Here is a 12,315-nt window from a genome sequence, read left to right as displayed (position 1 = left end):
AGGGCGGTGGCCGAAGCCCCCGCCCGCGCGGCCGTCGTGACCGGCCCGCGCGATACGGCCGGTCCCTGGCCGGCCACGCCGCCGTACGCCTCGTACCCCTCGCTCACGTCCTGCCGCCCCTCGGTGACATATGGTCAAGCCCGGCTCATCCTGCGGGAGTTGTTGCTGCCGTGCGCCCTTGCGGAAGACGATCCTACGGTTGTACCACGGGGGCGCATCAAGGGTCTCATGAGGACACGTGCGCGGGCGTACGGTCCCAGTCATCCGGCAGAGCGGGAACAGGCCAGCCCGGATCGGGCCTCCAGTGCTGCCATCCGTCCGAGAACGGCGCGCCCCAGGCGCGGATCACCTCCACCGCGGACCACCCCGCCTTCCTCACCCGTGCCGCCAGTTGAGCATCCATCAGACCGGCCCGCTGCGCCATGGCGAATTCGTCCTCGTCGAGCCAGCGCCAACTCCGGTCCGGGTGGACCGAGATGTCGAGGAAGTGGTCCTCGGAGTCCACCCCGCGCGCCCAACGGGTGAGCGGGGCCTCCAGGTTCACGTACCAGTTCTTGAAACGCCAGCCCTGGTCCCAGAACAGCCACACCGACCAGGGGTCGCCCGGCCGCGCCAGCTTCAGCACCCCGGTCCCGAACCAGCGGTCGCGCCGGACCGCGCGTGGTTTGGTGTAACGCGACTCCAGCGGCTCCCCGTGCACCGGGGAACCGTCGGCGAGCACCGGTTTCACGCACTCCGTGCCCGGCGCCATCCACACCGCGAGCAGGTCGGCGTCGTCCCGTACGACGGTCACGGGACGGCAGATGTGGACGCGCTCGCCGCCGTTCTCCCGGTACCGCCACAGGACCTGACTACCGGGCTTCCAGTACGCCGTCGGCCCGCCCGCTTCCGCTCGTCTCACCGCTCCACCCTCTGCCATGACCAGATATTAGGTGTCCCACGCATACGACGCGGCGGCGGGCGTCAAGGTTCGCGCTATCGGGGAACTGCTGTTACGGAGCTGTCATCAGGCGTTTCACCTCGGGTGCCGGCCGTTACGGGTGCGTCATCCGCAGGACATCCAAGGCCTCGTCCAACTGCTCCAGGCTCAGGTCACCGCGTTCCACGTACCCCGAGTCCAGGACCACCCGGCGAATCGTCTTCCGCTCCGCCAGCGCCTTCTTGGCGACCTTGGCGGCCTCCTCGTACCCGATGTACTTGTTCAGCGGCGTCACCACGGACGGCGAGGACTCCGCGTACTCCCGGGCCCGCTCGCGGTGCGCGACGATCCCGTCGACCGTGCGGTCGGCGAGCAGCCGTGCGACGTTCGCGAGCAGCCGGACCGACTCCAGGACGTTCCTGGCGATCACCGGCAGCATCACGTTGAGCTCGAAGTTCCCGGCCGCGCCCGCGACGGCGACGGTCGCGTCGTTCCCCGTCACCTGGGCGGCGACCATCAGCACCGCCTCGGGAATGACCGGGTTCACCTTGCCCGGCATGATCGAGGACCCCGGCTGGAGGTCCGGGAGACTGATCTCGGACAGTCCGGTGCGCGGCCCCGACGCCATCCACCGCAGATCGTTCGCGATCTTGGTCAGTCCGACGGCGATGGTCCTGAGCTGCCCGCTCGTCTCCACGATCCCGTCCCGCGCCCCCTGCGCCTCGAAGTGGTCGCGCGCCTCGGTCAGCGGCAGCCCGGTCGCCCGCGCCACCTCCGCGATCACCGCGGCGGAGAACCCGGGGGGTGTGTTGATCCCCGTCCCCACGGCCGTGCCGCCGAGCGGGAGTTCGGCCAGCCGCGGCAGCGAGGCCTGCAGCCGCTCGACCCCGTACCGCACCTGGGCCGCGTACCCCCCGAACTCCTGGCCCAGCGTCACCGGCGTCGCGTCCATGAGGTGGGTGCGCCCGGACTTCACCACGTCGGCGAACTCCTCCGACTTGCGGCCGAGCGCGGCGGCGAGATGCTCCAGCGCGGGCACGAGGTCGCGGGTCACGGCGGCGGTCGCGGCGATGTGGATCGAGGACGGGAACACGTCGTTGCTCGACTGCGAGGCGTTCACATGGTCGTTGGGGTGGACGTCCCGGCCCAGCCGCTCGGTGGCGAGCGTGGCGATGACCTCGTTGGCGTTCATGTTGGAGGAGGTCCCGGAGCCCGTCTGGAAGACGTCGACCGGGAAGTGCGCGTCCCAGCGCCCCTCGGCGACCTCCGCGGCCGCCTCCTGGACCGCCTCGGCGATGTCCTTGCCGATCACGCCCAGCTCGCCGTTCACCTTCGCGGCGGCGGCCTTGATCCGGGCGAGGGCCTCGATGTGCGCGCGCTCGATGCGCTGTCCCGAGATCGGGAAGTTCTCCACGGCGCGCTGCGTCTGCGCCCGCCATTTCGCGTCCACGGGCACCCGCACCTCACCCATGGAGTCGTGCTCGATCCGGTACGCGCCTTCGCCCTGGCCGTCTGCCATTGGTGACACCTCCATGGGGGACAGCATCGCGGAGCCCGCCGCTGTTCCCGCCCGGCGGGCACGAGGCGTTCCGCCGGGCGGCCCGGCACCGGTGCGGCCCAGGACGGACGGCCGCCCGGTGGGCGGCCGTTCACCTGGCTCGTACGGCGTCACGCACGAGGGCTCCCCGTGCGCCGTCACCCGGACGGAGTACGCCGCACGGGCAGGCACTAGGCCAGCCCCGGACCCCGTACCGGGATCGTCGTGAAGGTCGGGGCGGGCGCGGGGTCCTGGAAGAAGTCGTTGCCCTTGTCGTCGACCACGACGAAGGCCGGGAAGTCCTCGACCTCGATCTTCCAGACGGCCTCCATGCCGAGCTCCTCGTACTCGACGACCTCGACCTTCTTGATGCAGTCCTGGGCGAGCCGGGCGGCCGGGCCGCCGATGGAGCCGAGGTAGAAGCCGCCGTGCGCGTCGCAGGCGTCCGTCACCTGCTTGCTGCGGTTGCCCTTGGCCAGCATCACCTTGGAGCCGCCCGCCGCCTGGAACTGCTCGACGTACGAGTCCATGCGGCCCGCGGTCGTCGGGCCGAAGGAGCCGGACGCGTAGCCCTCGGGGGTCTTGGCCGGGCCCGCGTAGTACACCGGGTGGTCCTTCAGGTACTGCGGCATCTCCTCGCCCGCGTCCAGCCGCTCCTTGATCTTGGCGTGCGCGATGTCGCGCGCCACGACGAGCGGGCCGGAGAGCGAGAGACGGGTCTTGACCGGGTACTTCGTCAGCGCGGCGAGGATGTCGTCCATCGGCTGGTTGAGGTCGATCTTCACGACGTCGCCGGCCTCGTCGAGGTGCTCGTCGGTCGTGTCCGGCAGGAAGCGCGCGGGGTCGGTCTCCAACTGCTCCAGGAAGACGCCCTCGGCGGTGATCTTCGCGACGGCCTGGCGGTCGGCCGAGCAGGAGACGGCGATCGCGACCGGGCAGGACGCGCCGTGGCGGGGCAGGCGCACCACGCGTACGTCGTGGCAGAAGTACTTGCCGCCGAACTGCGCGCCGATGCCGATCCTCTGCGTCAGCTCGAAGACCTTCTCCTCCAGGTCCTTGTCCCGGAAGCCGTGCCCGAGCTCGGAGCCCTCGGACGGGATCTCGTCCAGGTAGTGCGCGGAGGCGTACTTCGCGGTCTTCAGCGCGTACTCGGCGCTGGTGCCGCCGACGACGATCGCCAGGTGGTACGGCGGGCAGGCGGCCGTTCCCAGGGAGCGGATCTTCTCCTCCAGGAACTTCATCATGGAGCCCTCGTTGAGGACCGCCTTGGTCTCCTGGTAGAGGAACGACTTGTTGGCGGAGCCGCCGCCCTTGGCCATGAACAGGAACTTGTAGGCGCCGCCGTCGGTGGCGTACAGCTCGATCTGCGCCGGCAGGTTCGAGCCCGTGTTCTTCTCGTCCCACATGGTCAGCGGGGCCATCTGCGAATAGCGCAGGTTCAGGTTCAGGTAGGCGTCGTAGATGCCGCGCGAGAGGGCCGCCTCGTCGCCGCCCTCGGTGAGCACGTTCTGGCCGCGCTTGCCCATGACGATCGCGGTGCCGGTGTCCTGGCACATGGGCAGGACGCCCGCGGCCGCGATGTTCGCGTTCTTCAGCAGGTCCAGCGCGACGAACTTGTCGTTGGCCGACGCCTCGGGGTCGTCGATGATGCGGCGAAGCTGGGCGAGGTGCGCGGGCCGCAGGTAGTGCTGGATGTCGTGGATGGCCTCCGCGGCGAGCTCGCGCAGCGCCTCCGGCTCGACCTTGAGGAACGTGCGCCCGTCGGCCTCGAAGGTGGAGACACCCTCGGAGGTCACCAGCCGGTACGGGGTGGTGTCCTCTCCCTGGGGGAGCAGATCGGTGTACGCGAACTCAGGCATCTCGCCCATTCCTCACTCGACAGACAGCTTTTGGGGCTCGTTCGCCTCGGGCGCGCCCCTTCGGCTCACTCGCCGGAGGCCGGCCGTCATCGGCAGCGTCCACCAGCGTAGAACCTGACGGGGACGCCGAGACTGTGAGGTAAGGCTCAGTTCGGGCACCGGACCGACGGCGCGGACGGCTGAGCGGACGGCGCGCGGCCCGGCGGCCGGTTTTCCACAGGCGACGGGAGAGGGGTAGTCGCGATCTATCGCGTTTGGGTACGCTGTTGCCGTGGACCTTCAAAAGAGCCCCGACGCGACCCCCGCCACGGCGGCGAAGCCGGCCGAGCTGCGCGCCTCGGACGCCGACCGCGACCGGATCACCGACATCCTGCGCGAGGCCGTCGCCGAAGGGCGCCTGACCGCGGAGGAGCACGCCGAGCGGGTGGAGGGGGTGCTGGCCACCAAGACGGTGGGTGAGCTCGACCAGTTCGTCCGGGACCTGCCCGCCGCCCACACGGGCCGCGCGACCTCCTCGTACGCCTCCGCGCCCAACCGTCCCACCCAGGGCGCGATCCCGGTGGAGGCCGACGACAACGTGGTGGCGGTCTTCAGCTCCGCCGTCCGCAAGGGCCGCTGGCGGGCGGGCCGGCGGATCCACGCCTACGCGGTCTTCGGCAACGTCGAGATCGACCTGAGCGAGGCGATCTTCGAGTACCAGCAGGTCGTCATCAAGGCGATCTCCGTCTTCGGCAACGTCGAGATCGACGTCCCGGAGAACGTCTCGCTGCGGGGCAGCGGCGGCGGTGTGCTGGGCAATTTCGAGGTGGACACACTGGACTCGGGCGACCCCGACGCACCCGTGGTCTACGTCGACGGTCTCGCCGTCCTGGGGAACGTCGAGGCGAGGCCCAAGCGCGGCAAGCGGATCGCGGACATCCTCGACCGGGTCGCGAGCCGGGTGAACGACCGGGTGGCCGAGCGGCTGGACCGGGGTCTGCGCAAGCACCTGGACCGCTGACGCCGGTGAACGCGTCGGCGGCGGACGCGCGGTGGTCCGGCGGCGGACGATCGATCACGCGCGAGAAGGGCCGGGCTTCGGAACGCAGTGCATAGGCGCGCGCACAGCGGGTAGGGCTTGCTGCATCCCCTCTTGGAGGGTGCTGTGGAACTTTCCGCAGTACCCGGCACGCTCGCGAAGCCGTCGTCAGGAGTAGACCGTGCTGCAACCGCCGCATCAGTCCCTGCAGGTAGCTGCCGTTCCGGCCCAGCGGGCGCCAGTGCGGGACAGGGACCAGGAAGCGCCATGGCACACGGAGGCGGTGTGCCGACGGGACGAAGCCGGCCTGTTCTTCGCCCCCTCCAAGGAGCCGACCGCTTCCCGGCTCTCCCGCGAGGAGGCGGCCAAGCGCGTCTGCGCCCGCTGCCCGGTCATGGTCGAGTGCCGTGAACACGCGCTGCTGCAACCCGAGCCGTACGGAGTCTGGGGCGGTCTCACCGCCGCCGAGCGCCGTGTCGTGCTCGCGCGGCGCCGCCGCCGCGACGTGGAACTCAAGAAGGCCGCGCGGGGCACGATAGCCCAGGCCGGCTGACCCGCCCGCGGGCAGCCGGACCGATCCCCCGCGTGCGAGCCGGGCCGCCCCGCATGCGGGGGCCGGCCGAGAGCCGCGGGGCTGATGCCGGGCCGCTTCACCCGTGGTGGGGCCGTCCGGCGTGAGCGCAGGAAACGAGAAGGGGCGCCCCTCCGCACAAGGGGCGCCCCTCTCGCGCCTCGCGGCGCCCGGCCCCGTTCGGCCGGTGGTCCTACTTCGCGCGGTCGAAGTCGATCGCGCTGTACGCACGCAGCTTGCTCAGCCGGTGCTCCGAGGTGATCTGGCGGACCGTCCCGGACTTGGACCGCATCACGATCGACTCGGTCGTCGCGGTCTCGGAGCGGTACCGCACTCCGCGCAGCAGCTCACCGTCGGTGATGCCGGTCGCGACGAAGAAGACGTTCTCGCCGGAGACCAGGTCGTTCGTGGTCAGGACGCGGTCGAGGTCGTGCCCGGCGTCGACCGCCCGCTGCCGCTCCTCGTCGTCCTTCGGCCACAGCTTGCCCTGGATCGTGCCGCCGAGGCACTTGACCGCGCAGGCCGAGATGATGCCCTCGGGTGTGCCGCCGATGCCGAGCAGCAGGTCGATGCCGGTGCCCTCGCGCAGCGCCAGGATCGAGCCCGCGACGTCGCCGTCGGAGATGAGCTTGATGCGCGCGCCGGTGTCCCGGATCTCCTTGATGATCCCGTCGTGGCGAGGCCGGTCGAGGATGACGACGGTGACGTCCTCGGGGGTGACCCGCTTGGCCTTGGCGACCCGGCGGATGTTGACCGACACGGGCGCGTTGATGTCGACGAAGTCGGCGGCCTCGGGCCCGGTGACCAGCTTGTCCATGTAGAAGACGGCGGACGGGTCGAACATGGTGCCGCGGTCGGCTGCGGCCAGCACGGCGATCGCGTTCGTCATGCCCTTGGCGGTGAGCGTGGTGCCGTCGATCGGGTCGACGGCGATGTCGCACTCGGGACCGGTTCCGTCGCCCACGCGCTCGCCGTTGAAGAGCATCGGCGCCTCGTCCTTCTCCCCCTCGCCGATGACGACGACGCCGTTCATCGAGACGGTGGAGACGAGGGTGCGCATGGCCCGGACGGCGGCGCCGTCGGCGCCGTTCTTGTCGCCGCGGCCGACCCAGCGGCCCGCGGCCATCGCGGCGGCCTCGGTGACACGGACGAGTTCGAGGGCGAGGTTCCGGTCGGGGGCTTCCGACGGGACTTCGAGTTCGGAGGGCAGATGATGCTCGGTCATCGACACGCACCTTTCTGATACGACGACGGCCGGATGAGGGTGATGTCCCGACTCTATCGCCAGGCTTACAAAATGAGCAGGGGGGCCCACGGATGAGCAGGCCAGGGCACCTGCGACGATAGGTCCGTGGCAGGTATGAAAGGCAAGCAGTCGGTCCGGGACATGATTCTTTCCCTGGGCCTCATCGGGCTCATGGCGGGCGTTATCTACATCTTCATCCCGCATGACGACTCCAAGCCCGATCTCAAGCGTGTCGACTACCGGGTCGAGCTGCTCACGGCTCGCCGGGCGGCGAGCTATCCCGTGGCGGCTCCCGAGGGTCTTCCCACGGCGTGGAAGGCGACCTCGGTGCGGTACGACGGAAGCGACTTCGATGTCTGGCACCTGGGCTTCCAGGCCCCCGACGGTCAGTACGTGGCGGTCGAGCAGTCGACTCAGCGGCCTGCGGTGTTCATCGACGCGGCGAGCCAGGGCGCCCGGCAGACGAAGGTCACCCAGCGCATCGGTGACCGGACCTGGCAGCGCTACGAGGGCGATCACTACGACGCCCTGGTCCTTCAGAACAAGGGTTCGACGACCGTGGTGACCGGCACCGGGTCGTTCGGCACGCTGGCCAAGATGGCGCAGGCGCTGAAGACGTCCTAGATCACGCATACGCACGAGAAGGGCCCCCGGCAGTGGTGCCGGGGGCCCTTCTCGTGCGCGTGTCGCGTGCGCGCGCGGTGAAACAGTGGTGCCGGTGGTCAGACGGTCGTGATGACCTGGTCGGCATCCAGGCGCGGGCCGCGCGGGAACCAGGCGTCCTCGCCCGGCTTGCCGATGTTGACGATCATCAGCGGGGTGTGGTCGTCGTCCAGGAACTCCTTCTGGATGCCGGCGAGGTCGGCGCCGGTCATCGGGCCCGCGGCGAGACCGGCGGCGCGGACGCCGATGATGAAGTACGCGGCCTGGAGCGCGGCGTTCAGCGTGGCGGCACCCTCACGGACGGGACGCTCGGAGAAGAAGAGGTCCTTGGCGGCGGGGAAGTGGGGGAGGAGCGCCGGCAGTTCCTCGTGGAACTCGTTGTCCGCGGCGAGGATCGCGACCAGCGGGGCGGCGGCGGTCTTCGCCCGGTTGCCCTCGGCGAGGTGCTGGACCAGACGCTCACGGGCTTCGGGGGAGCGGACCAGGGTGATGCGCAGCGGCGACTGGTTGAAGGCGGTCGGGCCGTACTTGACCAGGTCGTAGATCGCCTGCACCTGCTCGTCGGACACCGGCTCGTCGGTGAACGTGTTCGCGGTGCGGGCCTCGCGGAACAGCAGGTCCTGAGCGGTGGGGTCAAGGACGAGAGACATGAGAAACCTTCTCGGTATGTGCGGTGGATCCGGTGGGATCTGCTGGCGAACACGACAGTACGTCGAAGAGGTTTAAAGTTCAACCAAAACCGGGGCGTCGTGATCCGCTTCACAGGCACGGAGTCGAAAACCCGAGGAACTCAAATACGCGGAGCCGGTGCCGCCTGTCAGGCGGCGGTGGAGTCGGACGCCGTGGAGTCGGACGCCGTGGAGTCGGACGCCGTGGAGCCGGACGCCGTGGAGTCGGCGCCGTTTGTCAGGCGGAGCCGGATCCGGGGGCCGGCTTCTCGTTCTCGGACTCCTCCTCGGCCAGGGCCGCGTCCAGGCGCGCCCGTGCGCCCTCCAGCCAGCGCCGGCACACCTTGGCCAGCTCCTCGCCGCGCTCCCAGAGCGCCAGGGACTCCTCCAGGGTCGTACCGCCCGCCTCCAGGCGGCGTACGACCTCGATCAGCTCGTCCCGTGCCTGCTCGTAGCCGAGCGCCTCGTCCACCTTGCTGGTCATGTGCCCACCCTATGCATCGACTCGAACCGTGAATTCACCCTCGGCGACCCGCGCCCGCAGCGTCTCGTCGGCCGTGACCTCGGCCGGGTCCCGGACCACGGAGCCGTCGTCCTTCTGCAGGACCGCGTACCCCCGCAGGAGGGTCGCGGCCGGGGAGAGCGCCACCACGCGCGCGTGGGTGTGCGTCAGCTCCGAGTCCGCGCGGTCCAGGAGATGTCCCAGCGTGCGCCGGCCCCGGTCGAGCAGCGCGGCGACCTGGTCCGCCCGCTCGTCGATCATCCGGTGCGGATCCTCCATCGAGGGCCGGGTCAGCGTGTGCGCGAGGCCGCGCTCCTCGCGGTCGACGAACGACCGCACGCACCGCCGCGCCCGGTCCCTCAGGAGCCGCACCCGCTCGTACTCCTCGCCGACGTCCGGCACGACCTTCTTGGCGGCGTCGGTCGGGGTGGACGCCCGCAGGTCGGCCACATGGTCGAGCAACGGGTTGTCGGGCTCGTGCCCGATGGCCGAGACGACGGGTGTACGGCAGGCCGCGACCGCCCGCACGAGCTGCTCGTCGGAGAACGGAAGCAGATCCTCCACGCTGCCGCCGCCGCGCGCCACGATGATCACATCGACCTCGTCGAGCGCGTCCAGTTCCTTCACCGCCTGCACGACCTGCGGAACGGCGTGCACGCCCTGAACGGCGACGTTGCGCACCTCGAAGCGGACGGCGGGCCAGCGGTGCCGCGCGTTCTCCAGCACGTCGCGCTCGGCCGCCGACGCGCGCCCGCACACCAGCCCGACGAGCTGCGGCAGGAACGGCAGGGCCTTCTTGCGGCCGGCCGCGAACAGTCCCTCGGCCGCCAGCGACTTCTTGAGCTGTTCGAGGCGGGCCAGGAGCTCGCCCACCCCCACCGGCTTGATCTCGGCGGCCCGCAGGGACAACTGCCCGCGCGGCGCGTACCACTCCGGCTTGGCGTGGACCACCACCCGGGCGCCCTCGGTCACCACGTCGGCGACCGCGTCGAACACCTGCCGGTAGCAGGTCACGCCCACCGAGATGTCGTGCGACGGGTCGCGCAGCGTCAGGAAGACGACACCCGCGCCGGGGCGCCGCGACAACTGGGTGATCTGTCCCTCGACCCACACCGCGCCGAGCCGGTCGATCCATCCCCCGATGAGCCGTGACACCTCTCCGACGGGCAGCGGAGCGTCCGCGGACGTGTTGAGAGCCATGCGCCCGAGCGTAGTGGCCACCACCGACAACGCCCGCACGCCCGCCGCGGATCCGCCCCGGTCGTGCGGGCGGCCCGCCCCGGCCCCGGTTTCGGGCCGGCGTCGGCCCCGGCGTCGGCCGCAGGCCGCCCCTGGACCGGCGTCATCGGCTCGCCCGGTGTCTCCAAGGAGGTGATCCTCGGCCTGCCGGGTGCGGCCTTACGATGGGGGCATGACTGCTTCGCCTGGCCGCCGTGTCCTGCTCGCCGCCCCCCGTGGCTACTGCGCGGGCGTGGACCGCGCCGTGATCGCCGTCGAGAAGGCCCTTGAGCAGTACGGGGCCCCGATCTACGTCCGGCACGAGATCGTCCACAACAAGTACGTCGTGCAGACCCTTGAGAAGAAGGGCGCGATCTTCGTCGAGCGGACGGCCGAGGTCCCCGAGGGGTCCATCGTCATGTTCTCGGCGCACGGCGTGTCCCCCGTCGTCCACGACGAGGCCGCCGCCGGCAGGCTCGCCACCATCGACGCGACGTGCCCGCTGGTCACCAAGGTCCACAAGGAAGCCGTCCGCTTCGCGGGCGAGGACTTCGACATCCTGCTCATCGGGCACGAGGGCCACGAAGAGGTCATCGGCACCTCCGGTGAGGCACCCGACCACATCACCCTGGTCGACGGCCCCGAGGACGTCGCCAAGGTCGAGGTCCGCGACCCCTCCAGGGTCGTCTGGCTCTCCCAGACCACCCTCTCGGTCGACGAGACCATGGAGACGGTCGACGCCCTGAAGGAGAAGTTCCCCCTTCTCATCTCCCCGCCGAGCGACGACATCTGCTACGCCACGCAGAACCGCCAGCTCGCCGTGAAGCAGATGGGCGCGGAGGCCGAACTCGTCATCGTCGTCGGATCACGCAACTCCTCCAACTCCGTACGGCTCGTCGAGGTCGCCAAGCTCGCAGGCTCCCGCGCCGCGTACCTCGTGGACTTCGCCGACGAGATCGAGGAGGCGTGGCTGGAGGGCGTGAGCACGGTCGGCGTCACCTCCGGCGCCTCCGTCCCCGAGGTCCTCGTCGAGCAGGTCCTGGAGTGGCTGTCCCGGCGCGGCTTCGAGGACGTGGAGATCGTCAAGGCCGCCGAGGAGTCCATCACGTTCTCGCTGCCCAAGGAACTGCGCCGCGACCTGCGCGCCGAGGCGGCCGCGCTGGTGGAGGCGCGTACCGCTGGTACGTCCGGGAAGTGACGGTCAGGCGTACGACGTAACGTGGGGCCATGAAGATCTTCGGTGTGGACATTGGCGGATCCGGGATCAAGGGTGCCCCTGTGGACCTTGACCGCGGGGACCTGGCGGAGGAGCGCTTCAAGGTGCTCACCCCGCATCCCGCGACCCCCGACGCGGTGGCCGACGGCGTGAAGGACGTCATCGGCCACTTCGGCTGGACGGGTCCGGTGGGCATCACCTTCCCGGGTGTGGTGACCGGCGGTGCCACCATCCGTACGGCGGCCAATGTGGACAAGGCCTGGATCGACACGGACGCGCGCGCGTTGCTCGGCGAGCGGCTGGGCGGCCTGCCGGTGACCGTGCTGAACGACGCGGACGCGGCGGGTGTCGCCGAGATGGAGTTCGGCGCCGGGAAGGGCCGACGGGGCACGGTCGTCCTGCTGACCTTCGGCACCGGCATCGGCAGCGCCCTCTTCATCGACGGCGAACTGGTCCCGAACACCGAGCTGGGACACCTGGAGCTGAACGGCCACGAAGCCGAGAAGCGGGCCTCCACCAAGGCCAAGGACGACAACGAGCTGACCTGGGAGCACTGGGCGCGCCGCGTCACCAAGTACCTCGCCCATGTCGAGATGCTCTTCTCCCCGGAACTCTTCATCATCGGCGGCGGTGTCAGCCGCAAGGCCGACAAGTTCGTGCCCCTGATCGAGGGCATCACGGCGGAGATCGTCCCGGCCCAGCTCCAGAACAACGCGGGGATCGTGGGCGCGGCCATGCGGGCGGCGAAGCTCGCGCGATAGCGCGGCAGCGGCGGCCCCGCCCGGTGACTGACGGGTACGAGGGTCCCGGTGCTCACAGGTGCGAGGGTCCCCCGTCCGCGACGGCACGGGGGACGCCGCCCCGACGGCACGAGGCCGACGGTACGAGGCCGACGGTA

General features: G+C 70.5%; 12 protein-coding genes. 5 read left to right on the top strand and 7 right to left on the bottom strand.

What is annotated here, in order from left to right; genetic code table 11:
- Nucleotides 1–226 precede the first annotated feature (226 nt).
- From fomD to OHT01_RS15120, 3 genes are all read right to left on the bottom strand, one after another.
- A complete protein-coding gene (fomD, locus tag OHT01_RS15130; RefSeq protein WP_328553680.1) occupies nucleotides 227–919 on the bottom strand; it encodes a cytidylyl-2-hydroxypropylphosphonate hydrolase in 693 nt (230 codons plus the stop codon).
- A 115-nt stretch (nucleotides 920–1,034) separates the two neighbouring features.
- Complete coding sequence (locus OHT01_RS15125; protein ID WP_328553679.1) at nucleotides 1,035–2,438, bottom strand: class II fumarate hydratase; 1,404 nt, start codon at nucleotides 2,436–2,438, stop codon at nucleotides 1,035–1,037.
- A gap of 209 nt (nucleotides 2,439–2,647) precedes the next feature.
- Nucleotides 2,648–4,315, bottom strand: a complete 1,668-nt coding sequence (locus tag OHT01_RS15120) for a fumarate hydratase (RefSeq protein ID WP_328553678.1) — start codon at nucleotides 4,313–4,315, stop codon at nucleotides 2,648–2,650.
- Between the two features lie 271 nt (nucleotides 4,316–4,586).
- On the opposite strand from OHT01_RS15120, the gene OHT01_RS15115 reads away from it, so the two are divergent.
- Complete coding sequence (locus OHT01_RS15115) at nucleotides 4,587–5,315, top strand: DUF1707 SHOCT-like domain-containing protein (protein ID WP_328553677.1); 729 nt, start codon at nucleotides 4,587–4,589, stop codon at nucleotides 5,313–5,315.
- A 199-nt stretch (nucleotides 5,316–5,514) separates the two neighbouring features.
- Complete coding sequence (locus tag OHT01_RS15110) at nucleotides 5,515–5,886, top strand: WhiB family transcriptional regulator (RefSeq protein WP_328553676.1); 372 nt, start codon at nucleotides 5,515–5,517, stop codon at nucleotides 5,884–5,886.
- Between the two features lie 211 nt (nucleotides 5,887–6,097).
- On the opposite strand, the gene glpX is transcribed toward OHT01_RS15110, so the two are convergent.
- Nucleotides 6,098–7,129 carry a class II fructose-bisphosphatase gene (glpX, locus tag OHT01_RS15105; RefSeq protein WP_328553675.1) on the bottom strand — a complete coding sequence of 344 codons (1,032 nt, stop codon included), beginning with the start codon at nucleotides 7,127–7,129 and terminating at the stop codon, nucleotides 6,098–6,100.
- A gap of 126 nt (nucleotides 7,130–7,255) precedes the next feature.
- On the opposite strand from glpX, the gene OHT01_RS15100 reads away from it, so the two are divergent.
- On the top strand, nucleotides 7,256–7,774 hold the full coding sequence (locus OHT01_RS15100; protein WP_328553674.1) for a DUF4245 domain-containing protein: 519 nt from the start codon (nucleotides 7,256–7,258) through the stop codon (nucleotides 7,772–7,774).
- A 98-nt stretch (nucleotides 7,775–7,872) separates the two neighbouring features.
- On the opposite strand, the gene OHT01_RS15095 is transcribed toward OHT01_RS15100, so the two are convergent.
- The 3 genes from OHT01_RS15095 to xseA form a co-directional block, all read right to left on the bottom strand.
- Nucleotides 7,873–8,463 carry a malonic semialdehyde reductase gene (locus OHT01_RS15095; protein WP_328553673.1) on the bottom strand — a complete coding sequence of 197 codons (591 nt, stop codon included), beginning with the start codon at nucleotides 8,461–8,463 and terminating at the stop codon, nucleotides 7,873–7,875.
- Nucleotides 8,464–8,719: 256 nt separating this feature from the next.
- The gene (locus OHT01_RS15090; protein ID WP_328553672.1) at nucleotides 8,720–8,965 is read right to left on the bottom strand and encodes an exodeoxyribonuclease VII small subunit; all 246 of its coding nucleotides are present in this window, start codon (nucleotides 8,963–8,965) and stop codon (nucleotides 8,720–8,722) included.
- Nucleotides 8,966–8,974: 9 nt separating this feature from the next.
- Nucleotides 8,975–10,183, bottom strand: coding sequence for an exodeoxyribonuclease VII large subunit (gene xseA / locus OHT01_RS15085; RefSeq protein ID WP_328553671.1), 1,209 nt, complete (start codon nucleotides 10,181–10,183; stop codon nucleotides 8,975–8,977).
- Nucleotides 10,184–10,394: 211 nt separating this feature from the next.
- On the opposite strand from xseA, the gene OHT01_RS15080 reads away from it, so the two are divergent.
- Together OHT01_RS15080 and ppgK are read left to right on the top strand one after the other, a co-directional pair.
- A complete protein-coding gene (locus OHT01_RS15080; RefSeq protein ID WP_328553670.1) occupies nucleotides 10,395–11,399 on the top strand; it encodes a 4-hydroxy-3-methylbut-2-enyl diphosphate reductase in 1,005 nt (334 codons plus the stop codon).
- A gap of 29 nt (nucleotides 11,400–11,428) precedes the next feature.
- A complete protein-coding gene (gene ppgK, locus OHT01_RS15075; protein WP_328553669.1) occupies nucleotides 11,429–12,178 on the top strand; it encodes a polyphosphate--glucose phosphotransferase in 750 nt (249 codons plus the stop codon).
- Nucleotides 12,179–12,315: the final 137 nt, after the last annotated feature.

This window comes from Streptomyces sp. NBC_00358 (assembly GCF_036099295.1).
Taxonomy (GTDB): Bacteria; Actinomycetota; Actinomycetes; order Streptomycetales; family Streptomycetaceae; genus Streptomyces.
This window is presented reverse-complemented; position numbering and strand designations above follow the sequence as displayed.